This is a genomic window from Glaciimonas sp. Gout2 (genome assembly GCF_035018905.1).
Taxonomy (GTDB): Bacteria; Pseudomonadota; Gammaproteobacteria; order Burkholderiales; family Burkholderiaceae_D; genus Glaciimonas.
Map to the genome: position 1 here is coordinate 129,442 of NZ_JASJXA010000006.1, position 26,851 is coordinate 156,292.

The 26,851-nt window shown below is 52.0% G+C and carries 26 protein-coding genes; 14 read left to right on the forward strand and 12 right to left on the reverse strand.

Annotated elements, in window-relative coordinates; translation table 11 throughout:
- Both QN379_RS06680 and QN379_RS06685 read right to left on the reverse strand, forming a co-directional pair.
- The gene (locus QN379_RS06680; RefSeq protein WP_322234623.1) at positions 1–921 is read right to left on the reverse strand and encodes an SDR family NAD(P)-dependent oxidoreductase; all 921 of its coding nucleotides are present in this window, start codon (positions 919–921) and stop codon (positions 1–3) included.
- A gap of 55 nt (positions 922–976) precedes the next feature.
- On the reverse strand, positions 977–1,771 hold the full coding sequence (locus QN379_RS06685; RefSeq protein WP_322234621.1) for a citryl-CoA lyase: 795 nt from the start codon (positions 1,769–1,771) through the stop codon (positions 977–979).
- Positions 1,772–2,044: 273 nt separating this feature from the next.
- Here QN379_RS06685 and QN379_RS06690 point away from each other — a divergent pair, with 273 nt between their 5' ends.
- Positions 2,045–3,409 carry an LLM class flavin-dependent oxidoreductase gene (locus QN379_RS06690; protein ID WP_322234619.1) on the forward strand — a complete coding sequence of 455 codons (1,365 nt, stop codon included), beginning with the start codon at positions 2,045–2,047 and terminating at the stop codon, positions 3,407–3,409.
- 84 nt (positions 3,410–3,493) lie between these two features.
- Here the strand turns inward: QN379_RS06690 and QN379_RS06695 are convergent, their stop codons facing one another.
- A complete protein-coding gene (locus QN379_RS06695) occupies positions 3,494–3,988 on the reverse strand; it encodes a flavin reductase family protein (protein ID WP_323506302.1) in 495 nt (164 codons plus the stop codon).
- A gap of 173 nt (positions 3,989–4,161) precedes the next feature.
- The gene (locus QN379_RS06700) at positions 4,162–5,064 is read right to left on the reverse strand and encodes a LysR family transcriptional regulator (RefSeq protein WP_322234615.1); all 903 of its coding nucleotides are present in this window, start codon (positions 5,062–5,064) and stop codon (positions 4,162–4,164) included.
- 354 nt (positions 5,065–5,418) lie between these two features.
- On the opposite strand from QN379_RS06700, the gene QN379_RS06705 reads away from it, so the two are divergent.
- The 3 genes from QN379_RS06705 to QN379_RS06715 all read left to right on the forward strand — a co-directional run bounded on the left by QN379_RS06705 (position 5,419) and on the right by QN379_RS06715 (position 8,740).
- A complete protein-coding gene (locus QN379_RS06705; RefSeq protein ID WP_322234613.1) occupies positions 5,419–6,420 on the forward strand; it encodes a CoA ester lyase in 1,002 nt (333 codons plus the stop codon).
- Positions 6,417–7,646 (forward strand): CaiB/BaiF CoA-transferase family protein, encoded by a 1,230-nt coding sequence (locus tag QN379_RS06710; protein ID WP_322234611.1) that lies wholly within the window; start codon positions 6,417–6,419, stop codon positions 7,644–7,646. The genes QN379_RS06705 and QN379_RS06710 overlap by 4 nt, the downstream gene beginning before the upstream one ends.
- Positions 7,647–7,726: 80 nt before the next feature.
- On the forward strand, positions 7,727–8,740 hold the full coding sequence (locus QN379_RS06715; RefSeq protein WP_323506303.1) for an HpcH/HpaI aldolase/citrate lyase family protein: 1,014 nt from the start codon (positions 7,727–7,729) through the stop codon (positions 8,738–8,740).
- A gap of 15 nt (positions 8,741–8,755) precedes the next feature.
- Here QN379_RS06715 and QN379_RS06720 read toward each other — a convergent pair whose 3' ends face one another.
- A complete protein-coding gene (locus QN379_RS06720) occupies positions 8,756–8,995 on the reverse strand; it encodes a hypothetical protein (RefSeq protein ID WP_323506304.1) in 240 nt (79 codons plus the stop codon).
- Between the two features lie 675 nt (positions 8,996–9,670).
- Between QN379_RS06720 and QN379_RS06725 the strand changes: the two genes are divergently transcribed.
- Together QN379_RS06725 and QN379_RS06730 are read left to right on the forward strand one after the other, a co-directional pair.
- Positions 9,671–9,895, forward strand: coding sequence for a hypothetical protein (locus tag QN379_RS06725; RefSeq protein ID WP_322234606.1), 225 nt, complete (start codon positions 9,671–9,673; stop codon positions 9,893–9,895).
- Positions 9,895–10,167 (forward strand): type II toxin-antitoxin system YafQ family toxin, encoded by a 273-nt coding sequence (locus QN379_RS06730; RefSeq protein WP_323506305.1) that lies wholly within the window; start codon positions 9,895–9,897, stop codon positions 10,165–10,167. Before QN379_RS06725 ends, QN379_RS06730 begins: the two co-directional genes overlap by 1 nt.
- Positions 10,168–10,434: 267 nt before the next feature.
- Here the strand turns inward: QN379_RS06730 and QN379_RS06735 are convergent, their stop codons facing one another.
- On the reverse strand, positions 10,435–11,277 hold the full coding sequence (locus tag QN379_RS06735) for a DMT family transporter (protein WP_323506306.1): 843 nt from the start codon (positions 11,275–11,277) through the stop codon (positions 10,435–10,437).
- A gap of 232 nt (positions 11,278–11,509) precedes the next feature.
- Between QN379_RS06735 and gcvA the strand changes: the two genes are divergently transcribed.
- A complete protein-coding gene (gcvA, locus tag QN379_RS06740) occupies positions 11,510–12,400 on the forward strand; it encodes a transcriptional regulator GcvA (RefSeq protein ID WP_323506307.1) in 891 nt (296 codons plus the stop codon).
- A gap of 89 nt (positions 12,401–12,489) precedes the next feature.
- Positions 12,490–13,440, forward strand: a complete 951-nt coding sequence (locus QN379_RS06745) for a cupin-like domain-containing protein (RefSeq protein WP_323506308.1) — start codon at positions 12,490–12,492, stop codon at positions 13,438–13,440.
- Between the two features lie 56 nt (positions 13,441–13,496).
- Here the strand turns inward: QN379_RS06745 and QN379_RS06750 are convergent, their stop codons facing one another.
- Entirely contained in the window at positions 13,497–14,921 is a 1,425-nt protein-coding gene (locus tag QN379_RS06750; protein ID WP_323506309.1) for a heavy metal sensor histidine kinase, read from the reverse strand.
- A complete protein-coding gene (locus QN379_RS06755; RefSeq protein ID WP_322234596.1) occupies positions 14,918–15,598 on the reverse strand; it encodes a heavy metal response regulator transcription factor in 681 nt (226 codons plus the stop codon). Before QN379_RS06755 ends, QN379_RS06750 begins: the two co-directional genes overlap by 4 nt.
- Positions 15,599–15,704: 106 nt before the next feature.
- On the opposite strand from QN379_RS06755, the gene QN379_RS06760 reads away from it, so the two are divergent.
- The 3 genes from QN379_RS06760 to QN379_RS06770 all read left to right on the forward strand — a co-directional run bounded on the left by QN379_RS06760 (position 15,705) and on the right by QN379_RS06770 (position 17,866).
- Complete coding sequence (locus QN379_RS06760; RefSeq protein WP_323506310.1) at positions 15,705–16,367, forward strand: hypothetical protein; 663 nt, start codon at positions 15,705–15,707, stop codon at positions 16,365–16,367.
- 93 nt (positions 16,368–16,460) lie between these two features.
- On the forward strand, positions 16,461–17,108 hold the full coding sequence (locus QN379_RS06765) for a cytochrome b/b6 domain-containing protein (protein WP_322234593.1): 648 nt from the start codon (positions 16,461–16,463) through the stop codon (positions 17,106–17,108).
- Positions 17,108–17,866 (forward strand): molybdopterin-dependent oxidoreductase, encoded by a 759-nt coding sequence (locus QN379_RS06770; RefSeq protein ID WP_322240332.1) that lies wholly within the window; start codon positions 17,108–17,110, stop codon positions 17,864–17,866. The genes QN379_RS06765 and QN379_RS06770 overlap by 1 nt, the downstream gene beginning before the upstream one ends.
- 35 nt (positions 17,867–17,901) lie before the next feature.
- Here the strand turns inward: QN379_RS06770 and yghU are convergent, their stop codons facing one another.
- Together yghU and QN379_RS06780 are read right to left on the reverse strand one after the other, a co-directional pair.
- Positions 17,902–18,777, reverse strand: coding sequence for a glutathione-dependent disulfide-bond oxidoreductase (gene yghU / locus QN379_RS06775; RefSeq protein ID WP_323506311.1), 876 nt, complete (start codon positions 18,775–18,777; stop codon positions 17,902–17,904).
- A 379-nt stretch (positions 18,778–19,156) separates the two neighbouring features.
- On the reverse strand, positions 19,157–19,864 hold the full coding sequence (locus QN379_RS06780) for an NUDIX hydrolase (RefSeq protein WP_323506312.1): 708 nt from the start codon (positions 19,862–19,864) through the stop codon (positions 19,157–19,159).
- 204 nt (positions 19,865–20,068) lie between these two features.
- Between QN379_RS06780 and prs the strand changes: the two genes are divergently transcribed.
- The 3 genes from prs (at position 20,069) to QN379_RS06795 (ending at position 22,814) form a co-directional block, all read left to right on the forward strand.
- Positions 20,069–20,932, forward strand: coding sequence for a ribose-phosphate diphosphokinase (gene prs / locus QN379_RS06785; protein ID WP_323506313.1), 864 nt, complete (start codon positions 20,069–20,071; stop codon positions 20,930–20,932).
- The gene (locus QN379_RS06790; RefSeq protein WP_323506314.1) at positions 20,932–22,401 is read left to right on the forward strand and encodes a nicotinate phosphoribosyltransferase; all 1,470 of its coding nucleotides are present in this window, start codon (positions 20,932–20,934) and stop codon (positions 22,399–22,401) included. Before prs ends, QN379_RS06790 begins: the two co-directional genes overlap by 1 nt.
- A gap of 161 nt (positions 22,402–22,562) precedes the next feature.
- On the forward strand, positions 22,563–22,814 hold the full coding sequence (locus QN379_RS06795) for a hypothetical protein (RefSeq protein WP_323506315.1): 252 nt from the start codon (positions 22,563–22,565) through the stop codon (positions 22,812–22,814).
- A gap of 87 nt (positions 22,815–22,901) precedes the next feature.
- On the opposite strand, the gene gyrB is transcribed toward QN379_RS06795, so the two are convergent.
- Both gyrB and dnaN read right to left on the reverse strand, forming a co-directional pair.
- Complete coding sequence (gene gyrB / locus QN379_RS06800; RefSeq protein ID WP_323506316.1) at positions 22,902–25,385, reverse strand: DNA topoisomerase (ATP-hydrolyzing) subunit B; 2,484 nt, start codon at positions 25,383–25,385, stop codon at positions 22,902–22,904.
- A gap of 229 nt (positions 25,386–25,614) precedes the next feature.
- Complete coding sequence (dnaN, locus tag QN379_RS06805; RefSeq protein WP_322234584.1) at positions 25,615–26,721, reverse strand: DNA polymerase III subunit beta; 1,107 nt, start codon at positions 26,719–26,721, stop codon at positions 25,615–25,617.
- Between the last annotated feature and the right edge of the window lie 130 nt (positions 26,722–26,851).

The window sequence follows — 26,851 nt, forward strand, 5'->3', positions numbered from 1 at the left end:
TCAGACCGGGTCCCAATCGAACACATCTTGCGAACGGTCCAGCTTATAAAAGCTTGGACGCATTGCCGGGATCACACGGTCGGCGAGCGTCTGTGGCGTCCAGCCTTCTTCGGTGTGCATGGATCGCAACGGACGACTTTGGCTCATGAGAAATATCTCGTTCGCACGCACCGCAAACACCTGACCCGACACATCGACGGCATCATCGCTGGCCAGATAGACAGCCAGTGGTGCAATCTTTGCGGTATCCATGCGCTGCAACCGCGCTACGCGTGCCTTCTGTTCCTCTGTCTCAGTTGGCATTCCATCGATCATGCGGCTCCACGCGAAGGGAGCAATGCAATTGGAGCGCACATTAAACCTTGCCATATCCATGGCTATCGATTTAGACAGTGCAGCCAGACCTAGCTTGGCTGCAGAATAATTTGCTTGGCCAAGATTGCCGATCAGGCCCGAGGTTGACACCATATGAATATAAGAACCCGACTGCTGGCTTTTGAAATACGGTGCCGCGGCGCGCGATACAAAAAATGGTCCATTTAGATGAACGTCAATGACCGCGAGCCATTCTTCCTTGCTCATGTTGAAGAAAAACTTATCACGCAAAATACCAGCGTTATTGATGACGCAGTCAATCTTGCCGTAGGTATCCACCGCCTGCTGCACCATGGCATTCGCACCGTCCCAATCGGCAACGCTGTCACCGTTGGCAATGGCCTCGCCGCCAGCGGCAACAATCTCGTCGACTACCGATATTGCACGTGACAAGTCACGGCCCTCGCCTTTAACGGTTGCACCGAGGTCATTCACGACGACCTTCGCACCTTCACGGCCCAGTGCCAATGCAAAGTCGCGACCAATGCCGCCGCCTGCGCCTGTTACCAGTACTACTTTATCTTTAACAAAAATACCTGCTTGCATGTCGCGATCTCCTTCTGTTTTTTTATCTTTTAATTTATCTTCTGAAGACCGCCGCTTACTCCGGCTCAGCATCCGGATTCATATGCGCCGTGGCACGCGCTTCGATCGAATGCCATATCTCTTCAGACATCGGGTTGCGCGACTCTTCGAGGATGTGTCCGACCAGTCCAACAGCGCGACCCATTACGCCCAGACCACGACAAATTTTCCAGTCAAATCCCATTTCGCAGCACAATGCGCCAATGGCACCGGTCGCGTTAACCGGCAATAGCTTACCGCTACGCTGGGCTGCCTCCTCGGCAATCGCTACAATTAGCTTAAGATAAGGACCATCAAAACCGGTCTCGCGGGCTAGTTCCATGAGTCGTGGCGTACGTGGATCAATGGGTTTATGAAACGGGTGTCCAATCCCTGGCACGATACGCTTTTGCGCACGGAACGACGTCACTGCTGTGACTGCTAACGCTGCAAAGTCAGCCTCTGCATCGGGCACGGGCATGCTTTCTGAAAGCATTTTTGCCGCGCCTTCTATACTGCCCACAAACACGGACCCCAGACCATTCAAACCCGCCGCGACAGCGCCTTGCAGCGATTCCGGTGCGCCCAGATAAGTCATGCGAGCGACGATCGAACTTGGCGTAAGACCATGTTCTACCAGCGAGACCACCATCGCATTGAACATCCGCGATTCATTGGGATTGGGTATGCGGCCGGTCAGCTCCAGAAAGCCCATATCGCCCAGATTGAGATTTCCCAGAATCTCGGAAACAAAGTCTTTACCAAACAAGGTAATGCTGCTGGCGTTACTCCACCCGATATTGGTGCTGATTGCCTTCTTCTTCCTGCTCATGCTGTTCCGATCTGGGTGTAGGTTGACAATATTGAGGGTCAAATGATGCTATCAGAACCATAGAGTGGTCACAAATCAAATAATCTTACCGATACTTCAAAAAAGACGAGTAATGGATAAGGCTAATTACCACCTGTGAAGTTGCGTACGTCCCAAAATAACTATTCAAGATAACTGAGCAATCCCTAACATAATTTGATTGGACGTAGCCGCAGCCTATTTTTAACATGCATCATCGTCGCGCTAATGCGACACCTATGATCCAAGGATGACATGGCTAATAAACAAATGGCGTTGGTTGCATTCCTACAGGCGCAGAACTGCTCGAATCTGGTCGCCTCTTGGCGCCACCCTGAAACCAATGCCGGATATCTGACACCTGAGTACTATCAAGACATCGCACGCACGCTGGAAGCGGGAAAATTTCATCTCGCGTTTTTCGATGACCGACTCGCAATGCCAGATGTCTATGGCGATAGCCATGCCGACACGGTGCGTAACGGCGTGCGGGCGGTAAAACTGGACCCGGTAGTTGTGCTCACCGCGATGGGTCTGGCGACCAAACAGTTAGGACTCGGTGCGACTTATTCAACGACTTATTACGAACCGTTTCATGTCGCTCGTGTGTTTTCCACACTGGATGCCATGACGCGCGGCCGGGTGGCCTGGAATGTCGTTACTTCGCTCAACGATTCAGAAGCCAACAACTTCGGCGTGAGCAAGCATCAGGAACACGATTTGCGTTATGACCGTGCCGATGAATTTCTTGAGGTTGTGCTTGGTCACTGGGATACGTGGCATGAAGGGGCGCTGGTCGGTGACAAGGCAGCGAATCTGTTTGCCGATCCGGACAAAGTGCGCCGCCTCGACCATCATGGAGAATTTTTCAACTCGCGTGGACCGTTCACCGTACCACGTTCAGAGCAAGGGCATCCGGTATTGATACAAGCTGGCCAAAGTGGGCGCGGTAGTGAATTTGCTGCACGCTGGGGCGAGCTGGTATTCGTCATTCAGCCCAATATCGAGGTTGCGCGCAAACGGTATCAGGAATTCAAAGCAAAACTTGCCGCGCATGGCCGGGACCCGGACAGCGTGAGGGTTGCTCCCGCAATTTATGCCGTGGTCGCATCCAGTAAAGCCGAAGCCGAAGACCGGCGTGCTGCAATTGATGCGCTGGTGCAACCGATCGATTCGCTGGCACTATTATCCGAAGTGCTGAATTTCGATTTCTCAAGCAAGCGGCCGGATGACCAATTTACCGATGATGAACTTTCATCGATTTCGGGATTGCGCGCCATTTTGGATCGGGTCATTCTGGCGAGTGGCAAAAAGAATCCAACGCTAGCGGAATTCCTCAAATTTAGTGGCCGTGGAACCACCAAGGAATTGCCAACCTTCGTGGGCAGCCCAACGGATGTCGCCGACCAGCTCGAAGAATGGTTCACTGGCGGTGCATGTGATGGTTTCGTACTAGCCGCTACGCACATGCCAGGAACCTACAGAGAATTCGTGCAGCTGGTGGTACCAGAACTGCAACGTCGCGGATTGTTCCAAAAGGAGTACGCAGGCACGACGTTGAGGGAAAATCTAGGCTTGTCGCGCCCTAACTCTGGTGACTGGAAAAAGATGTATCGCTAGATTCTGCGCTCAGCAATCGTGACCGCAATTGCGGTCACGTGAAGTGCGTATTCCGTATCCGCATATTGCCGCATTTTGTGCTTCTTACAAAGCCACACCTTCGGGCAAGCTGGTAAATTTTCCACGAAAATAAACAAGCGGTTCGTCTTCCAGGCCCTTGCTGCAAGCACGTACGCGCCCAATGAAAATCGAATGCGTCTCGTACTGATGTTCATTGATCAGTTCGCAATCGAGACTCGCCAACGTATCGGCGAGTACCGGTGCGCCGGTCTGCAACGTGGACCAGGTTCCGAATGCAAAACGCGCTTCGGCTTTCAAACCGGTCCCACCCGAAAAGCAATCCGCGATATCTTCCTGTTGCGCCGACAGAAAGTTGACCGAAAAATGGCCCGCACTTTTAATCAGGGCGTGTGCACTGGCGTTTTTATTGACGCACACCAGAACCATCGGAGGCGTATCGGACACGGAGCAAACGGCGGTGGCGGTCATGCCAGTGCGGCCACCGTCGGCACCGGCCGCGATCACCGCAACGGCACCAACCTGCTGTCTCATCGCCTGACGAAAAATGGTAGAGTCCATCGCATACCTTTCAAACTGGGTTAATGCATCCATGTTAGAAAAGTGCATTCAATAAGTCTAATCAAATTATGTAAGGCATTCATTAGCTTAATTGAATAATTCGAAATCCCGCCGCGATCTACCGGATACTGAAAACACACTGAACACCAAGACGACATGGATGTTTGTAATGATTACTTAGCGTTCGCGTCATCCATCGGAAGCATGCGTTCGACGAACGACACCAACCGCGTGGCCGCAGGAGAAAGCGTGTGCGCGTTGATCGAGATGATACCGATTTCACGACTGATTTCCGGCTCGACGATCCGCAATGCGCGCAGTGTCGAACGCTTAGGAAGAGAAATTTTCGGCAACAGAGCAACCCCTAATCCCACCTCCGCCATGGCGATCAGTGTCGTCACTTGCATCATTTCAAATTTTGTTTCAAGGTCAGGAAAGCGCGATTGCAACACCATATCAATATGCCCGCGCAAAGCCGAACCGGCACTTAACTTCAGCAGTGGCAACTTCCCTAACTCTTCAACTGTGATGCGGGTCTTGCGCGTGGTTTTGTAATTTGGTGGAACCAGCGCAAAGTATTCATCCTCAAGAATCGATTGAAAATTAAAGCCATTCATTTTTTCGGTTTTCGGACCAATCCCGAAGTCGACATCACGGCGTCTCACGGCCTCCATTAACTCTTTTGCGGCAAGCTCTCGCAACGTAATCACGATCCCTGGATAAGCCTCCGCAAAGGCAGCTAAGATCGCGGGTAAACGCGTACTAGCCACGGTGGGGACGCATCCAAACGTGATTTGGCCAGTTTGAATATCCACGGCGCTTTTCAATTGCATCAGTCCCGCTTCGATTTCTGCCAGCGATTTTCTCACGCTAATGACCAAATGCTCACCTTCACGCGTCAATTCGACGCGTCGCGTAGTGCGATGGAACAACACCACGCCGAGCTGACTCTCCAGCTGCTTGATTTGCATGCTGATAGCAGGCAGTGATCGATTCGCACGTTCGGCCGCTTCGCGGAAACTGCTATGGTCAGCGACCAGCAGAAATGAGTGAAGCAGCTTCAAATTAATATTCATTTTTTCTTATTAATGTCTCGGATTAGCACTATTGTAATTGATACTGAAGTTTTAGATGACCTGCGTGATAAGAGTCTTTAGTTGGCGGAAACAGTGATTTATGCGCCTGTTCCTAATCCACGCCTCGATCCATCCCATTGTTAAGAAAATCTTCAGAATCGATCAGTTAATTGCGCTTGTCTAAGCAAGTCGGCTGTTCGTACACTTGCAATGAGATTCCGGACCGGTATTTTGTTGCACTTGTCCGCCTGTTCACATTGCACTGCTAACCGCCGCTGAGTGACGCTATGGCAGCTTTTACGCATCGGCCGGAATCAATTTCAAACCCAGTGCCTTCATCGATTCGAGGAAAATATGTCTGCAACTATCATCCAGCCCAGAACCAAACGGCTGCAACGCTCTGAACTGGCTGTTCCCGCCACGTCCGAACGATTCTTTGTAAAGGCGGCAAATAGTGCAGTCGATACCTTATTCCTCGATCTGGAAGATGCGGTGGCCGATCATCGCAAGGATGAAGCCAGAAAAAATGCAATTGTGGCCCTGAATAACATCGACTGGCGTAACAAGACCGTGGCGGTGCGCATAAATGGTCTCGATACCCCATGGGCATTGCGCGATTTGATCGATATAGTGACGCACTGTCCACGCCTGGATATGATATTGCTGCCGAAAGCTGGTTCTGCATTTGATGTCCAGTTTGTAGCGCAAATCCTGACCGCAATCGAACGTGAACAGAACCGCGCCAAACGCGTCGGTATCGAAGTATTGATCGAAACATCACAAGGTGTCGCCCATGCCGAAGAGATCGCGGCCTCCTCCGACCGGCTTGAGGCGATGATTTTTGGGGTCGGCGATTACACCGTCGATATGCGCACTAACGATGTGGTGTTTGGCACGTCTAGTCCAAATTATACGGTCCTTACCGCGCCCGATCAGAATGGCTTGCGTCAGCGCCACTGGAACGACCAATGGCATTTTGCTCTAGCGCGCATCGCCAACGCCTGCCGTGCCTACGGTTTGCGGGCGATCGATGGGCCTTATGCAGACTTTGGCGATGTTGAGGGTTATCGGGCATCTGCCGTGCGCGCGACAGCGCTGGGCTTTGAAGGTAAATGGGCTATCCATCCAAGCCAGGTCGACATCGCAAACGAGGTGTTTTCTCCTGCCGCTTCCCAATTATCCTGGGCCTCCAACGTGCTTGAAGAGCTTGCGCTGTCAGCGGCCCAAGGCAATGGTGCTTTCGGCTCGAAAGGCGTATTGATCGATCTGGCGCATGCAAAATTAGCGCGTTCGATCCAGCAACGTGCGGCTTATATTATTGAGCAGGCCTCTCCTGCAGTGAACGTCGCACGATGAATACCGTAAGCAACGCTGGGGCTAACAGTCAATCGCAACCGATGCAAGGCATACGCGTGCTCGACATCGCCACGTTTCTCGCCGCCCCTTTCACCGGCACGATATTGGCGGATTTTGGCGCGGAAGTGATCAAAATCGAACAACCGGGCACTGGCGATCCGCTGCGCAAATTCGGCACCCCGACCGAATGCGGGGATACGTTGATCTGGCTCAGTGAAGCGCGTAATAAACGCTTTGCAACAGTCGATTTACGGATTCCCGAGGGTCGGGACCTGTTCCTGAAACTGGTCGAACAATCCGACGTTATTTTGGAGAACTTTCGTCCCGGGACGATGGAAAAATGGGGCCTCGGATTTGAGGTTCTGCGTGCGGTAAATCCACGCATTGTGCTACTGCGTGTAAGCGCCTATGGCCAGACCGGACCGTACCGCGAGCGGCCGGGTTTCGCTCGCGTCGCACATGGATTCAGCGGACTGGCCGAACTGGCTGGCATGGCCGACGGTCCGCCTGTGGTACCCGGTTCTACCTCGTTAGCGGATTACATCAGCGGCATGTGGGGCGCGATTGGCGTTCTACTGACATTGCGCACGGTCGAGCAGTCCGGCATCGGACAGGTTATCGATGTCTCTTTGTATGAATCGGTATTTCGCCTGCTCGACGAACTGGCACCGGCGTATGCAAAATTCGGCCACGTGCGCACGCGCATGGGTGCGGATGTCGGGCACGTTGTACCGCATGGCCACTGGCAGACCAAAGAAGGTAAGTGGGTGGCACTGGCCTGTTCAAGCGACAAGATATTCGAACGTCTGGCAATCCTGATGGAACAACCTGAGTTGGCGCGGCCGGATCGTTATGCGACCAACCCCCAAAGGCTTGCCGGACGCGGCGAGATCAACGCCACCATTGCACGCTGGATCGGCGACCACAGCTTGAAAGACGTGATAGCGCGATGCGACGGGGCAGGCGTGCCTTGCGGTCCGGTAATGGGTATTGATGACATCTTTTCAGATCCGCAATACGCTGCCCGGGGCGATCTGGTCACCGTTAATGACGCCCGCGTCGGGGAAATCGTGGTACCAGTGTCGGTACCGATGTTGTCGGAGACGCCGGCAGTTTTGCGTCACCTCGGTGGCGCTTTGGGTGCTGATACAGACACCATCTTGCGCACTTTGCTCGGACTCGACGCGCGAGCGATCGCCATGCTGCGCGAACAGCGGGCGATTTGAACGTGACTTTGAACGTAATGGCGAAGTGCACAAACGTAATATTTAATTTATCGACGAAAGAATAAAAGATGGAATCTTCCATGCAAGCTGACCAAACTAGCGTCAGTATTGCCGCGCATCCTGCCACGGCATTATTTGCAGGTGAAAAGTCTGTACCGGTCATCGCGTCCTGCGAACACTATGCTGGCAGCGAAAAGCTGATGGTCAAAGCGCTGCAATTGCAGCAAGACTATGGACCGGTATTCGACGTCACCTGTGATTGTGAAGATGGCGCCGCTGCGGGAGAGGAACAAAAGCACGCTCACATGGCCGCCAGCCTCATCAATTCGGCGGCCAATCGCCATGGCATGGTCGGTGCGCGCATCCATGATCCGTCATCACCGTTCTGGCGCGATGATATTGATATTCTTATCGGTGAGGCCGGTGAGAGCCTGGCCTATTTGACTTTGCCGAAAGTAGGCAGCACCGGCGATGCATCCAGAATGATCGACTATATCGAACAACGCCGTGCTGCGGTTGGCTTGCATCGTGATATTCCCATCCATATTCTGATCGAAACGCACGGCGCTTTGCGCGATGTATTTGGTATCGCCGCGTTGCCCGGCTTGCAGGTGCTGGATTTTGGGCTGATGGATTTCGTCAGTGGACATCAGGGCGCTATCCCGTTTTCTGCAATGCGAAGCCCGGAGCAATTCGAACACGGGCTGGTAGTACGTGCCAAATGCGATATCGTCGCCGCTGCTTTGTCGTATGGCGTAGTGCCAGCCCACAATGTGTCGTTGTCGATACGCGACCCCGCAGCAACGGGACAGGATGCCCACCGCGCTCGCCACGAATTCGGTTTTTTGCGCATGTGGAGCGTACATCCCGGACAAATCATGCCGATCGTGACGGCTATGCGTCCAGCATCGTCGGAGGTGCAGAAAGCCAGTGATATTTTGCTCGCCGCCAGCGACGTCGCGTGGGGACCAATCAGCCATGAAAATGAATTACATGACCGCGCAACCTACCGTTATTTCTGGACCGTGCTTCAGCGCGCCCGGGCCAGCGGGCTTCCGTTGCGACAGGAAATCATTGACCGATTCTTTTCCTGACGATCCGATGTGCTTTTAAGGTTGAGGATCGGTTGTATCAGTCACTGAGCGGATTTTGTCAGAGCGGTGCTTGCGTTGATCAATTCGGCTTTCTGCATCGTTCGCCAGCATCTGAGACGACATAGACACTAGGCGCAGCAAGCGGTCCGTATCTGCAACATCCAGCATTGGCGTTGTATCGCTACCTCTATCCATCGTACTGAAATACGCGAGATCAACGCAGGTCTGAATGCCTAGGCAGACATCCGTGGTCATCGCAATAAATTGTGCGTGTGGATCGGCTCTAAGGTGGAGCGGTAACCATGAAAATGCTTGATGGAGTGCCTCGGGAGCAGTTGACGAGGTGGGTTGGGTTGGGTTGGGTTGGGTTGGGTTGGCATGTCTGCTTCTTGGATAATGTTTACTCCGCGGCCTGCTTCCAATTAGGGTGGGCGGCAAATAGCGGAGTTAGAAGACCAGTATCCAAAGCAACGGGCAGGCCGAAGTCTCACCACTATTGCCACCCGTAAAAGGCGCAACAAGTTGAACGTACGTTAAATGACCCTTTCGCGGTCTGTGCGCTTTGGATATATCAGGCTTCTAAACCTGTTCCCTTTCTCTATAGGGCCAAGAGATTATGGACATCACGCGCTATTTGGTGAAGGTTGATTGTCGCGCGATGACTTTCATACAATGATCCATCGCAGAGCTTGTGCGATACGGGCTTTTACCGATAGCGGTGACGAAACTTCAATCAGGATCATATCTTGCCCACGTTGTTCCTCATCCCGCTGTGCATGGTGACAACATTAGCCTTGATTGTGCTGCAAAGCATTTTTATAAGATACCTTTAAGATACCTAAAGAGCATCTATTGAGTAGCATAACGGTATTTAGTATAATGATGATGCTCATCATTCACAGGGAGGCCAAAATGGTTAAAGAAGTACAAATGTCAATCAAAATGGAGTCCGCATTACGGGACCAGTTTATGGCTGTCGCGGCAGATCGTCATCGTCCTGCCGCCCAAATTATTCGGGATTTGATGCGTCTTTACATTGCTGACTATGAAACCCCTAATGCGTTGACCGCTGAAACGCTACGTAAAAGCCAAAGAGGCGAAGATATCTTTAGCGCGGCCGATGCGACCGATCTGTTTAAACAGCTAGGTATTTAATGCGGGTGCCAAAGTATTCCGGACAATTCAAACTAGACGTAAAACAAGCGGAAAAGCGCGGCAAGGATATGCAAAAGCTACGCGATGTCATTACTTTGATTCTTTCGGGAGATACCCTTCCGCGAGAACTGGGTGATCATCCTCTAAAAGGTGAATGGAAGCCAAACCGTGACCTTCATATAGAGCCGGATTGGGTATTGATTTACACCCCAAACGCTGAGGCGGTTTACTTCGAGCGTACCGGCACGCATTCCGACATTTTTAGTAAGTAATGATCTTTGTGAATGCGACCCTTCTGTAGGTCGAGGTCACAATAGCAAATTCCTTGAAATATTCGAAAACGAAGACCTTTCTGCAAGAAAATCAAAACAGATTCGTAAATAATTTTATGTTCCAAAAAATGGGCTGACTCTGACCGTGAGGCACTATTGATAGGACCACCACTTCTGAATATTTGTAGTTAAACCTGCTCAAACATAGCGGAAAGCCGATCCCTGCAATTAAGGGGTAAATTAGTTGATGGCAACAGATACCCGCAATCAAAGCCCCAGACAAATCGCCCCAACCGCAACAATCACGCACGCAAACCAGCGCTTGCCATTGACTGCTTCCCCCAGAAACACGCGCCCCATCAGCACGGCGAACACCACGCTGGTCTCGCGCAATGCCGATACCGCGCCCATCGCACCGGACTGCATGGCCCAGATCACGATGCCATACGCCGCGATTGACACCAGGCCGCCAGCGACAGACGAACTGACCGACATGGGTGCCGTCCGTAATGGCGTCCAGATCGCCGCAAGCCCCCGCTTTGCGACGAACAGCACCGGCATCATCCAATAGAACAGGAACATCGCCGCGGTATAGGCGACCGCGTGGCCGTCGGATAAGCGCACGCCGATGCCGTCGATCACGGTGTAGAGTGCGATCGTCGCGCCAGTTGTCAGCGCGGCCAGCACACCCGCGCGCGACACGTGACGCCCTTGCAGCGCGAGCGCGATGATGCCGCCCGATATCATCACAATCCCGAGAACGTGCAAAGGGCCAATGGCCTCGTGTGCGAACAGCGCCGCGCCAAGCGTAACAAGCAATGGCGACGAGCCGCGCGCAATTGGATACGCTTGCGCCAGATCACCGTGGCGATATGACCGCACAAGGCTGACGTTGTAGGCGATATGCACAAGCCCCGATGCGACGATGTACGGCCACGCTGCGACGGGCGGCCATGGCATGAACAGGACGACAACCGTGGAGACCGCTCCGATGGCGATGCTCATCCACGTCATGGACAGGAACCGGTCACGGTTGCCGTGCAACATCGCGTTCCAGCTCGCGTGCAGCAAAGCAGCAAAGAGGACGAGACCACCGGTGTAACTGAGCATGCGAGTTCCTGAACAAAAAAGAGCGTGGTAGCAGATACGCCACACGCAAAAATGTCATCAATCAGCGCGAGATAGCTGCGAATGAGCCGCTAACGCAAGGATGTCCCTCCACTTTCGTTCGCCGACTTATTGCTGCTAACGTCAATTAGGCGTGATGTAAATAGGATATCTATCTTGCAGCAAGCTGACAAACCAGATAAATTAGACGTTCACGTTAAAAAAACTATCCTGAATGAAGCGAATATTGCCTCCACTCAATGCATTGCGTGCCTTTGAGGCCGCAGGTCGGCTCGGTAGCTTCAAGGAGGCAGCTACGGAATTGCATGTGACGCAAGGTGCGATAAGTCAGCACGTGCGCCTGCTGGAAGAGTGGCTTAGCGCACCATTGTTTGAACGACACAACCGGCGCGTGGTGCTCACTCCGGCGGCGAAGACCTATTTAGCGGAAATCGGCCCCTTGTTCGAGCAGCTTTCACGGTCAACCGCACAATATGGCTTTCCCACAACAGCCTCCCGCACACTATCCGTGAATGCATCCGCGACATTCACGCTGCGCTGGCTGGTGCCGAGACTGGCCAAGTTCCGCGCTGAGCATGTCGACGTGGACGTTAGGGTAGAAACGTCGAACGAGTCAGTGGAGAGTCTAAAAGATATCTACGACATCATCATCCGCGGCGGTCCGGATACCTTTTATGGCTACGCAATGCGACCTTTTCTGTCCGAGGAGAGAATGCCGGTTTGCAGTCCGGCACTTTTGCAGCGACTGCCGCTATGCATACCAGAGGATTTGCGGCAGCATACGTTGCTGCACACGTCGAGTCTTCCGCGGCTGTGGCCGGACTGGTTAGTGAGCGCACAGATACCGGCGCTCAAGCCCGCCGCCACGCTGACCTTCGACCACTTCTATCTGACATTACAAGCTGCCATCGATGGAATAGGCATCGCAATGGGACCGACGGCGCTAGTCTCAGACGATCTCGCCGCTGGCCGACTTGTCGCGCCGTTCACCGGCCCGCGTTTGCCATCGCGCAGCTATTGCACCTATGTTCCGGATGGGAAATCCGCAGATGATCTTGTTATGTTGTTCCGCTCATGGCTTGAGAGTGAAGGGGCGGCGTTGTGAATGGAGATGGACCAAAAGTAGGACCATCGGTCAATCATCACTTTTGATCACTAACCACCTTCAGCCAAAAGAGAAGCGTATAGGAACATATGCCAGCAGAGAAAAATTCGATCAGCAGTAATCAAGCACTGCCACAACCGCGTGTATCGTCACGGTTGCCACCTATGCTTGCATTAAACGCCAAGACGCCAGAGGACGCTATCGCCAAAAAGCAGGCGCAAGAACGCAAGGATGCGCTGGTTCGCGGAATCACTTCAGTACAAGAAGTGCGTGACGCGATACGGCGCATCGGACGCGCGCTTCCGTCTATTTCCGCGGTGCCTCGAATTGGCATACTTGATACTGCGGCGTTTCGCAGGCGTGCCGCACAAGGCTTACCATTTGTGATCACGGGACTTGTCCGAAGGTGGCCTCTGTCCACTCTCACACCGCAAACGCTGCGCGACCACTTTGGCGACTTGCCAGTGCGCGCGAGGGTGGGCGACTATGTCAATACTGCATTCGCGTCTGATCGGGCCATGCAGGATATGTCTATGCTTGCGTATCTTGATCTTGTCGCCACTGACCCGCAGGATCTGCCGCCTTATTTGGGTAATTTGGAGTTACGCGCGTTAAACAAGCTGTGCTACTGGCCGACATATTTTGGCAAGATGGGTCCACCTCGCTTTTGGCTTGGCCCTTCAGGAACGGTGACACCGCTGCATTGCGACTACGACGATAATATTTTTGCGCAGATATGGGGCACCAAACGAATTTTTCTATCCCCGCCTCATCACGATGAATTTCTTTATACCAGCGAGGCGAATGCCATCCTGTTTGGCTCGCCGTTTAACCCAGAAGCACCGGATTTCGACACATTTCCGCTAGCGCGTAAGGCGACAATGATCGAATGCATTGTCGATGCTGGCGAGCTCCTGTATGTGCCAGCCGGGTGGTATCACCAGGTTCGCTCGCTGACGTTTTCGCTTTCCGCCAATCGCTGGGCCCGTGCTCTGCCGTTTGCACTGAACGGCGACCCATCCCTTCTGCGCCAGGCCTGATAGCAAAATACTGTCAGCAGACTGTTGCACGCGCTACAATAGCGCGAGCCATTTTCTTAGGTTCGGGCGGGTATTTCCTGCGGCGTCTGAGGAAAATACAGGCTAAAACGGATCAGTCCCGCCGCTGAACAACTTACCTCGGCCCTGCCGCCGTGCACCAACATGATGGCGCGTACAATCGCCAACCCGAGTCCGTTCGATTCCGTGAATTCACTGCGCGATTTGTCGCCGCGATAGAAACGGTCGAACAAGCGGTCCAACTGTTCTTGCGGGATCGGGTCTCCCTGATTTTCCACTTCAACGCATGTGCCCTGTGCCTGTGGCTTGGCGCTTAACCGCACGGTGCTTCCCGGCTGCGCATAGCGTACCGCGTTCACCGCCAGGTTGCTGACCGCGCGGCGCCACATCACCGGACTGACTTGCAGCTCGCCGCTGGCGTCCACCACCAGTTTGATATCGCGCTCTTCAGCCATACCCTCAAAATACTCGGCGATCTTGAGCAGTTCATCGGTCAATACCAGCGGTGTTTTTTCGACAGCGAGACCGGCATGGTCGGCATGCGCGAGGAACAGGATGTTTTCCACAATACGGCTGAGGCGCTGTAGTTCTTCCAGATTCGATTCCAGCACCTGCTGGTATTCACTGACACTGCGCACCTTGTTCAGGGTCACTTGAGTAAGTCCCATCATGGCGCCGATCGGCGTACGAATCTCGTGCGCGAGGTCGGCCGAAAACTGCGACAGGTGTTCATAGCCGTCGGAAAGCCGATCCAGCATGGCATTGAAGGATGCAGCTAGCCGCCGCAACTCTTGCGGCGCGTCCTCTTCGCGCAGGCGTACCGCGATATTGGTCGGACTGACTTCGGCGGCGCGCGCTGCCATCGACGTCAACGGCCGGAAGCCGCGCTTCAGCACCAGGAAAGAGAGCAGCGCTGCCAGCAACACCGATGTTGCAGCGGCACCAATCACCTGCCAATAGTATCGAGAAAGCATATGCGATTCTTGCGTCATCACATGGGCACCGACGATCACTACTTTGGTGCCTTCACTCCCTACTTCTGCCTCGGCCGAGATCCAGCGTACGCGCACGCCATCGGCGCGTTCACCTGTTTGCAGTGCTGGTAATTTTAAGGGTTGATTCAAGCCCACCGGCGACATTGGCGGCGGCGTCATATTATCCGGATTGACACGTACGAACGGTGCCTGACCCGGATAGGCAAACATCAGTACATCATTCTCGCTACCCAGCATGGTTTCAAACAATGTCGGTCTATCTTCCATCTGCTTGACGTTGTAGAGATCGTGCAGCAGCGTGCGGAAATGCTCTACTCTGCCAATCAGCCCATAATCGGCACGGGTTTCCAGCGCCTGTCGTGCCGACGAATATAAGTACATGCCGAGACTGGTAACAATAGCGCAGGCAATCAGCGCGAACAGAAAAGAGACGCGTACGGTCAGTGAGCGGGTACGCCAGAGATTCATGGATTTTCAGAAAACATATAGCCGATACTACGCACCGTGTGGATCAGTTTGTGATCAAAGGGATTGTCGATTTTTGCGCGTAGCCGCTTAATGGCGACGTCGACCACATTGGTGTCGCTGTCAAAATTCATGTCCCACACTTCGGAAGCGATGACGGTGCGCGACAAGGCTTCGTCCTGGCGTTTGACTAGCAGATGCAATAGAAGAAATTCCTTGTTGGTGAGGACGATATCGACACCCTGACGCGTGACCTTGCGGCGCAACAGATCAAGCTGCAAATCGGCAACCTGAAAAAAATCCAGCGCATGCGCCTCACGCACCACGCCGCGACGCAGCAAAGTGCGAATCCGCAGCAGCAGTTCGGTAAACGAAAATGGCTTGACCAAATAATCGTCAGCGCCCAACTCTAGCCCGCGTATGCGGTCGTTTACATGGTCGCGCGCGGTCAGGAAGATGACCGGCAAATCACGGCGAGCGCGGATCGCAGTCATGATCTTCCAGCCGTCGGTGCCGGGCAACATCACGTCCAGCACCACCAGGTCGTAGGAATTCTCCAGCGCCATGTGTAAACCGTCGCTGCCATTGCGAATCAAATCGACCGCATAACCTGATTCGCGCAGGCCTTTTTTGAGGTAGTCGCCGGTTTTTGGATCGTCTTCGATGACGAGGATAGCCATGCTAATTCCTTGATGGTGATGCCACTATTCTATCAATTCGCGCGCCACGAATAATGACAATATTGTCATTCAACTGTCACCGATAAGACACTTCGGCACGCCTACTATGAACTTCCCAGCAACTACCGAGACTATTCCCATGACAACTGCACAATTTTTACGTCGGCTTGTTCCCGCCCTAGCCGCAGCGACCTTCCTCGCCTATGGCAGCGTCGCCATCGCCCAGACTACCGCTACGGCAGCGCCGGTGCGGGTGCGCGCCACCATTCAAAAAGTGACCGCCGATACTCTCGAAGTCAGCACCAAAGCCGGTAAGAAACTGACCTTGAAACTGGCACCTGACGTGGCGGTGATGTCGGTTAGCCATGCCGCCATCACTGATATTAAATCAGACAGTTTCATCGGCAGCGCCGCCATACCGCTACCTGACGGCACGCTGAAGGCGCTGGAAGTAACCGTCTTTCCGGCTGGCATGAAGTCGGGCGAAGGTCATTACGCATGGGACTTGGGTAAGAAAAGTACCATGACCAACGGTACTGTCGGCGATGTCGTCGTCACCAGCGGCCGCACCATCACCGTCAAGTATCCTGATGGTGAAAAGAAAATCGTGGTACCGGCCGATGTCCCAATCGTTAGCCTCAACAAAGCTGACCGCAGCTTACTGGTTGCTGGCGCCCATGGCGTATTTGTTGTTACCAAAGCCGCCGATGGTAGCGAAGTAGTAAGTCGCGCCCTGGTTGGAATCAACGGCGTAGTGCCGCCGATGTAAAGCTGTATCGCGGGAAGTCGGCGGTCCGGCGACCCGCCGACCCGGCAGCCGGGCTGGCCAGCTGACCGTAACGATTTTTGATAAGGTGTATTCATGGCGACTGCCGATAACCCCCGCCGCATCATTCATCCGTTGCTGGTGCGCATAGTGCACTGGATCAACGCCTTCGCCATCGTCTGTATGGTAATGAGCGGCTGGGCGATTTACAACGCCTCGCCGCTGTTCGGCTTTGGTTTTCCGCATTGGGCCACTCTCGGTGGATGGCTGGGCGGCGCGATCGCGTGGCATCTGGCGGCGATGTGGCTGTTGGGTGTGAACGGCCTGATCTATCTTGGCTACGGCCTGCTCGCTGGTCATTTCCGCCGTCATTTCCTGCCGCTACGATTCAGTGCCCTGCTGCGCGATGTAAAAGATGCGTTGACCTTAAAGCTGGCGCATCAGCCAGGCGTCTATAACACCGTGCAACGTCTAATGTATATCGGCGTGTTGCTGCTTGGCGTGCTGGTGGTAGCGTCCGGTTTATCGATCTGGAAACCGGTGCAGTTGGATGGTCTGGTCGACCTATTCGGCGGCTATGACATTGCACGCCGCGTGCACTTCATCGCCATGGCCGGTATCGTCGGCTTCGTGGTGGTGCATCTGGCGCTGGTGCTGATCGTGCCGAGCACGCTGCTGCCCATGCTAACCGGACGGGCACCCCGCCACTCCAGCAAAAAACTTATCAAGCAGGAGCAGCAATGATGAGCGAGAAAAAAAACAAACTGCTGAAAAACAGTGAGCTACAACCTGAACTGGTGCAACTGCAGCGCCGCCTGTTCCTGCGTTCGGGTTTGTCACTGGGCGCGTTATCGCTACTAAGCGGCTGCAACCTGCAGGATGGCGATCAGGTCGACAAGGTATTGTGGGCAATGTCACGCTGGAATGATCGTGTGCAAAGTATGTTGTTTCGCGCCAATCATCTGGCGCAAACCTATCCGGCCAGCATGATCACCAAGCCGTTTCCATTCAATGCTTTTTATGACGCAGATTCCGCACCGGAGATCGATGGTGATACCTATAAGCTGGAAGTCTCTGGACTAGTGCGTAACAAGGACAACTGGAACCTGGCGCAATTAAGGGCATTACCACAGGAGTCGCAGATCACGCGCCATATTTGCATCGAAGGCTGGAGCGCCATCGGCCAGTGGGGCGGCGTGCCGTTTCGCACTTTCCTGGCCCATATCGGTGCTGATACGACGGCAAAATATGTCGGCTTTAAATGTGCCGACCGCTACTACTCCAGCATCGACATGGCAACCGCATTGCATCCGCAAACTTTGCTGGCATTAGATTTTGGCACTTCACCGCTACCAACCGAGTATGGCTATCCGTTAAAACTGCGGGTGCCGACCAAACTCGGCTTCAAGAACCCCAAGCACATTGCAGCGATCTTCGTCACCAACGAGTATCCCGGCGGCTATTGGGAAGACCAGGGGTACAACTGGTACAGCGGTTCTTAGCCTGTCACCATCGTACCAGTTCAGCGAGACTTGCCCTAGGTGGAAGGGGCAAGCTTGTCTTCAGTGCGGAGGTCGAAATCGCTGGCGTCATGACGCTCGAGTAGTTGGTCGGAGGGTTCGCCCCACGCGCGGTTAACCTTGCGTCCGCGCACGACAGCTGGACGCAATGCAATCTCATCGGCCCAGCGCAATACATGCTTGTACGCATGCACGCTGAGGAACTCACCGGCCTCGTAAAGTTGACCTTTGACCAGCGCGCCGTACCATGGCCATACCGCCATATCAGCGATCGTATAGTCGTCGCCCGTCAGGAAGCGGTGCTCTGACAGTTGGCGATCCAACACATCCAGCTGGCGCTTCACTTCCATCGCGTAACGGTTGATCGGATATTCCAACTTGTCGGGTGCATAGGCATAGAAGTGGCCAAAGCCTCCGCCTAAAAAGGGCGCACTGCCCATTTGCCAGAATAACCACGACAGGCATTCGGCGCGCGCCGCGCCACTGCTAGGCAGGAAGGCACCAAATTTCTCAGCCAAATATTGCAGAATGGCACCGGACTCGAATATCCGCACCGGTGTTTCACCACTGTGATCCATCAGGGCCGGGATCTTGGAGTTGGGGTTGGCGCCAACAAATCCACTGCCAAACTGATCACCATCATTGATGCGAATTAGCCAAGCGTCGTACTCGGCACCTACGTGGCCCAAGGCCAGCAACTCCTCAAGCATGATCGTCACCTTGACGCCATTGGGTGTGGCGAGCGAATAAAGCTGCAACGGATGGCGTCCCACTGACAGGTCCTTGTCGTGCGTGGCACCAGCGACAGGGCGGTTGATGCTGGCAAACTTGCCGCCGCTTTCCTGATCCCAGGACCAAACTTTGGGTGGGATGTATAAATTTGCATTGCTCATTAGATAGCCTTTATGAGATCGCGCAGTTGGGGCGCGGAATACTGTTTAGTGTACCCGGTAAATGAAGGTGCCCTCCCTTTGCGATCAATTCGTTGAGCTATGCCTTGCTGAACCTCATTGGATCGAATAGCACGGTAGTTCGTTTGACTGCGTATTCTTCGTCAACCCTTGTGTCACCCTATCTGCCAGAAATTTTTGGCGTCAGCAAAACAAGGACGCCAAAGATGTCGACAGCAAACCGGATCAGTGGCGGCGTCTAGCGGTATCGCATTGCGCGGTTGAGAACAAAGATGAAAGGACGTCGATAGCGTCCGGGAATTCACTGGTGTCTGATAATCCTGGGACAGCGGCAGGCGCGTTAAACACCATCAGGTTTTCTTTAACTGTTTCTCTCATGTGAAGCACTTAAATTGCGTTCAAAATTAACGATGTCGGCGCCTGGTTTCAATGCATAGAGCTGCGCCAATCGGCCACCTGAAGATATTTTTTCATTGGAAATTACAAACATTTCTGATGCCTCAATTCGACGCATTAAACTTTTTCGTTGAATAGGCTTTTCGATGATTGCTTCAATCACCTTGATCAATTGGCCGATGCTGAATTTTTCAGGCAAACAAAATACTGGAATCATTGAATACAGCGTTTTCTGCTGAAGTCGCTGCTGCGCCATATCAATGATGTGTCGATGGTCGAAAGCAATCAATAGCTTGGGCAATTCACTGACATTCAACCAACAGGTACTCTCTACTGACGAGATTTTAGACTCAACGTTTTGATGTGCTACCAACGCATAGTAGGCTAGCGTAACGCTATATCCACGCGGGTCACGCTTAGGTCCAGAGATCACCTGCAATTGTTCCAAATAGCTCGGTATCAGCCCCGTTTTGCTCAACAACTTTCGACGCGCAGTCATATCAGTGTTTTCATCCAAACTGATATCAATAAATCCACCAGGCAGCCCCCAATAGCTCGCAAACGGCGATTCGGCGCGTTTGGCCATTAGCACTTTTAAAACGCCATCGTGCACAGTGAAAAGCACGCTATCCACAGTGAATAAAGGTTTATCTATTTGCAATATGGCATTCATTTTCTCGTCTTTTATGTCTTTGGGACACTTTCCTTATAGCATAAATGGCAGCTAGATAAAAGTTGCAAAATTTCACTTTACTTTGTGTCTCACAGACATTAATATCTCATCATGTTTTATTCCTCCCTCTATAAAACCAAAGAAAGCATAGTCAAACAAGTAAGAATTGACTGCGCTCTGATTACTTCAAAACAGGGTTAGCAAATGGGCAGCCACACTCCACTCAATAGTCGTTATTTTTTACCAAATCCTCAACAAGCTGAAGATTCGTTTAAGCACTTTCAATTTAGGAGCGGTGAAAATCACCTCCAAATTTTGACGCCCAGCAGTTCCCATGTCGACATTATGTTTCGCTACCGCGGAGATCAATCGTTAGTTCAGCTCCTGCTGCTGACCGATGCACTTCGCCGCCAGGGCGCAAATGTGATCGATTTATGTATTCCCTATTTTCCAGGTGCAAGACAGGACCGCGTTTGCAACGCAGGCGAACCACTGTCGGTGAAGGTCTACGCCGATTTGATCAATCAACAGCATTATCAAAAGGTTTGTGTTTTTGATCCCCACAGCGATGTGCTTGTTGCCCTTTTGAATAACGTCCATGTAGTCAAAAACCATCAATTTATCCGAGACGTAGTGAACGGCATTCGATCAGATTTTATTTTTGTGTCGCCAGATGCCGGATCGAATAAAAAAATCTTTGAATTATCTTGCCAACTGGGTGGATTGCCGGTGATCCGGGCGGACAAGATTCGCGACGTACGGAACGGAGCAATTATCGGCACTGAGATTTATTGCGATGATTTAAGTGGCAAGACGGCAGTAATTGTCGATGACATTTGTGCTGGCGGTAGGACTTTTATCGAATTGGCGAAAAAACTAAAAGCCAAAAACTGCAAAAAAATCATCTTGGCTGTGTCTCACTATGAGGGCACCGCCGACGAGAAAAAATTAATGGAAAGCGGTATTGATGCGATATATACCACTAACAGTTTGCACGATTCCGCCGCAACGGAATTTTTAAATGTAAAAGATATTTGGCACTTTATGTCAGCACAAGGAAAAAAATAATGAACTTAAATCCCGCCACTGCAATCGATGGCTACAAAGTCGATCATCGTCGTCAATATCCCGACAATACTGAAGTTGTATTCAGTAATTTGACTGCCAGAACAACTCGCCGCAAATACACCGATCATTTAGTTTTTTTTGGATTGCAGTATTTTATAAAAAGTTTTTTAATCAAAAGCTGGGAAGAGGATTTTTTTAAACAGCCAAAAGATGAAGTCATCCGTCGATTTTCTCGCCGTATAAATAACTATTTGGGCCCGAATAATGTCGGCACTCAACACATTGCGGATCTGCACGACCTGGGCTACTTGCCTATAAAAATTATGGCCTTGCCCGAGGGTTCGATCTACCCGTTAAGAGTGCCATGTCTTGTGATTTTCAATACAGACGAGCGGTTTTTTTGGCTCACCAATTATTTGGAAACCATCCTCTCGACTAATGTATGGGGCATGTGCACCAGCGCCACTAGCGCGCACGAATACAAGAAAATACTGACAGCTTACGCGCTAGAAACCGACGGCAGCACCGAGTTCGTGAATTGGCAAGGGCACGACTTTAGCTTCCGCGGCATGTATGGTGCTGAAGCGGCCACAATGAGCGGCGCCGCGCACTTATTGAGTTTTACAGGAACAGACACCATTCCTGCTATCGATTTTCTGGAAGAATTTTACGGGGCCAATAGCGATTTAGAACTGGTTGGCGGCAGTGTTGCAGCAACTGAGCATTCAGTAATGTGCGCCGGCGGCATGGACAATGAACTTGAAACCTTCCGGCGCTTGATTCAGGACATCTATCCGGCTGGGATCGTTAGTATTGTGTCGGATTCCTGGGATTTCTGGCAAGTGATGACGGACTTTACCGTTAAACTCAAGGAACAGATTTTAGCGCGAGATGGAAAAGTCGTGTTCCGTCCAGACACCGGTTGCCCAGTCAAAATGATTTGTGGTGATGCCGATGCCAAAATCGGCTCACCAGAATACAAGGGCGCGATTGAATGTTTGTGGGAAGTGTTTGGCGGCAGTAAAACTAAGCAAGGCTACAAAATTCTGGATCCCCATGTTGGATTGATTTATGGCGACTCCATCACTATTGAGCGCGCCACGGCAATTTGTACGGGACTCAAAGCCAAAGGTTTTTCCTCGACCAATGTGGTTTTTGGAATTGGCAGTTACACCTATCAATACGTAACTCGCGATACCGATGGTTTCGCAGTTAAGGCGACCTTCGCCAAGATTTCCGGTGAAAATCGTGAAATTTTCAAAGCACCCAAGACCGGGGATGGAACCAAAAATTCGGCCAAAGGCTTGGTAGCAGTATTCAAAAATGATCAAGGTAAATTTTATTTGCGGGACCAAGTGAGCTGGAATGAAGTCAATAACTGCGAATTTGTTCCCGTATTTGAAAATGGGAAATTACTCAATGAGGTAACCCTTACTGAGGTTAGGAAGCGTTTGGCCGCCACGATTTAATATCATCGGAATGTGAGCCCAAAACGCGAGTCTCTCTAAAACGCGAATCTGCATGTCATTTTCTGCATACATAGTAATGCGCCCTCTGGACGAGTTAAGGAACAAAATTTTTTGTACTCTGCTGGCGTCAAGATTGGTTCGTCATCGACAGATTTAAGAGGTTGGAGGATGACGTACACTTATTTCCAGACACGCGTGAGCATGCCCGTTTGACCGCTGTTGGAACGGAAGCACAGAAAGGCAGCGATGTGGACAAACTGCGCGACGTTGCGGTACACCTTGATTCGGTTCGCATCGGATCGGGCCGACGGTATGCGCCTCCGACCACTGACGAGATACACGCGCTTTTCAAAAGAAAAGACGACCTGCCAATCAAGGCTTTCAGCCTGTCAGAAAAGTCCGGCGAGGATTAACCGTCCGGAGTCTGATGAACTTTTCACATCCTAACCTTGGCAGTTCATGCATCCCAAACTGCCAACTTATGGGTATAGCTAAAAACATCAAACGTCAATATTCCCAGCCTGCAAAGCATTCATCTCAATAAACGCACGACGTGGTTCCACGTCATCGCCCATCAACGTCATAAAGATTTGATCGGCGGCAATCGCGTCGTCGATCTGGACTTTTAGCAAGCGGCGTACGGTTGGGTCCATGGTGGTTTCCCATAGTTGGCTTGGGTTCATTTCGCCCAGCCCTTTATAGCGCTGCTTGCTGACGCCGCGCTCGGCTTCGTCGCGCAGCCATGCCATGGCTTGATGGAAGTCGGTGATGGCGAATTCTTTGACTTTTTCGCCGGTTCCGCGACGGACCATTGCGCCCGGGCCAATGAGGCCTTTGAATGTGGCAGCGGCGTTGCATAGAACTTTGTAGTCCGAACTGGCGACAAAATCGCTATCGATGATGCTGGCTTTGACATTGCCGTGATACATGCGCTGGATACGTAACTGATGTTTTTCTGTTAGCTCGTCGGACCTGACGACGACTGTGACCGCAGGATCGCCGATTTCTTTGGTGAGCGCCTGCGCTGAAATTTCAGCATTTTCTACGGTGTCGAGTTGGAGCGTGACGCCGGTCATGATGGCGGTCAGGGCCGCACCGTCAATGGCGCGGGTCAGGCGCGTGATGATGGCGTTGGCGGTGTTGTATTGACGGACCAATTCTGTCAGGGCTGGGCCGCTGATTGGATCGGTGCCGGTACTTGGAATCAACGATGCATCGTTTAAGGCGACTTGCATCATGTACTGGACTTCTTCAACGTCATCTTTCAGATAACGTTCGTCTTTGCCGTGCTTGACCTTGTACAACGGCGGTTGCGCGATGTAGATGTGACCGCGCTCGACCAGTTGTGGCATTTGCCGATAGAACAATGTCAGCAGCAAGGTACGGATGTGGGCGCCATCGACGTCCGCATCGGTCATGATAATGATGCGGTGATAACGCAGTTTGTCGGCGTTGAATTCGTCTGGTCCGATACTCGTGCCTAAGGTGGCGATCAGGGTGGTGATCTGTTCCGACGAAAGCATTTTTTCGAAGCGTGCTTTTTCGACGTTCAGGACTTTACCGCGCAATGGCAGAATCGCTTGAAATTTACGGTCGCGGCCTTGCTTGGCTGATCCGCCCGCTGAGTCACCCTCGACGATATAAAGTTCGCAGAGTGCTGGATCTTTTTCCTGGCAATCGGCCAGTTTGGATGACAAGCCGAGTCCGTCCATGACGCCTTTACGACGTGTCAGTTCACGCGCTTTACGCGCAGCATCGCGCGCGCGCGCGGCTTCGACAATTTTGCCGCAAATAATTTTGGCGTCGTTTGGTTTTTCTTGCAAATAGTCGTTGAGTGTTCTGGCGACGATTTCTTCTACAGGCAAACGGACTTCGCTGGAGACCAGTTTATCTTTGGTTTGCGAGCTGAATTTTGGCTCTGGCACCTTGACCGATAAGACGCAAGTTAAGCCTTCGCGCATATCGTCGCCGCTGGTTTCAACTTTGGCGCGTTTGGCGAAATCGTGTTCTTCGATATACTTGTTGAGCACGCGCGTCATTGCTGCGCGTAATCCGGTCAAATGGGTTCCGCCATCGCGTTGCGGAATGTTATTGGTGAAGCATAAGACTTGCTCGTTGTAGGCGTCGTTCCATTGCATGGAAACATCGACTGTTACGCCCTCTTTTTCGCCGGTTGCCTGAAAAATCGTTGGATGTAATACGCTCTTGTTTTTATTGATGTATTCCACAAAACCACGCGTACCACCTTCGAAGGCAAAGAGTTCTTCCTTACCGGAACGTTGGTCGGTTAACTTGATGCGTACGCCATTATTCAAGAACGATAATTCGCGGATACGCTTGGCTAGAATTTCATAGTGAAATTCAACGTGCGTGAAAATTTCTTCGTCGGCCCAAAAGTGAACTTCGGTGCCACGTTTGTCGGTGTCGCCAATGACTTTGATCGGCGATACGATCATGCCATTGATGGTTTCGATTTCACGATCTTGTGGGACGCCACGGACAAACTCCATGTAATGCACTTTGCCATCGCGACGAATCGTGAGCTTCAATAGCTTCGATAAACCGTTGACGCAAGAGACACCCACGCCATGTAAACCGCCAGAAACTTTGTAAGAGTTCTGATCGAATTTGCCACCCGCGTGTAACTCGGTCATGACGATCTCTGCGGCGCTGCGCTTAGGCTCGTGCTTGTCGTCAAACTTGATGCCGGTTGGTACGCCACGACCATTGTCGGTGACGGAAATCGAATTATCAGAGTGAATCGTGACGTTGATTTCGGTGCAATGACCGGCTAACGATTCATCAATCGAGTTATCTAATACCTCAAATACCAGATGATGCAAGCCGGTGCCGTCTGAAGTGTCGCCGATGTACATCCCCGGACGTTTTCGTACTGCTTCCAGACCTTCGAGGATCTGAATTGAGGACGCGCCGTACGTATCTGGTACCGGCTGATTGGTGTTGTCTTGTGGGATTGATGACATGGCTACCTTCTGAATAGACTGCTACAAAAACGTGAATCCAAGCGGAAATCCGCAACGTGCAGATTTCTTAAATGTGGCAAAGGGGCCGAAGCCCCAACGTCACGATGGCATTACTTTGACGATTTTTTGCGACCCGATATAACTTGCGATGCGACTTGTGATATGACGCGATATCGCATCATTTCACATAATGCTAAGTGGCACGACGCCACAATATCCTTTGCAGACACTAAATCCGCATTGGCATCACGACATACTTAAAATCAACATTTTCCGGGACAGTGATCAGCGCGGATGAATTAGCGTCACCGAGGGCAATATTAACGTTCTCGCCCTTCAAATTGTTCAATACGTCGAGCAAATACGTGACATTGAAACCAATGTCCACACTGTCTCCGCCGTAGTCGATTTCTAGCTCTTCAATCGCCTCTTCCTGATCGGCATTGGTTGAGCTGATTTTGAGACTGCCTGGTGTGACAACCCAACGCACGCCCTTGAACTTGTCGCTGGTCATAATTGCAGCGCGTTGCAACGAGCGCAGCAGACGATCGCGGCCGATGGTGAAATCGTTCTTATAACCTTTTGGCACCACGCGGGTATAGTCAGGAAATTTACCTTCAACCAATTTCGAGATCAACTCAATGTCAGCGAACGATAATTTGACCTGATTGTTGGCGATTTCCAACTGAACCGGCTCATCGGTTTCGTCCAGCAGGCGTTGCAACTCAATGATGGTTTTGCGTGGAATGATGACTTCCTGACGGGCAAACTCTTGCTCTGTCGCGACCTGGCAAAACGCCAGACGGTGACCGTCGGTGGCGACAGCGATGACATTATTGCCATCCAGCACCAATAGTAAACCGTTGAGGTAATACCGAATATCTTGCTGCGCCATCGAAAAATGGACCATGTTGAAGAGATGCTTCAAGGTCTTTTGCGGCAACGTGACGGTGGCGTTGTAATGCTCAGCTTGGGCGACGGTCGGAAACTCTTCAGCTGCCAACGTTTGCAATGCAAATCGGGACTTGCCGGATTGCACTGTCATCCGCTTATTGCTCAGTGTCAGCGAGACTTCACCGGACTCCGGCAATGCGCGCAGAATATCGAGAAGTTTACGTGCAGCAACAGTCGTTGCGACAACTTCTGAGCCAGTGCCAACATTTGCATTGGTCGTAATTTGCACTTCAATGTCAGTAGACAGAAAAGAGACTTTTTCGCCGTCCTTGCGAATGAGGATATTGGCCAGAATCGGCAATGTGTGCCGACGCTCGACAATACCACTCACGATCTGCAGTGGCCGGAGAAGAGTATCTCGGTTAGTTTTGACCAATTGCATAGCTATATCCTTATTATCTAAAATTCAACAAATATCGCTTCATTTTAACCATTCTGAGTGGCCTTGAACCAACCTAACAATGTAACTTACTTCGACTACTTATGAATGACATCAATAAGAAAAGTATCGG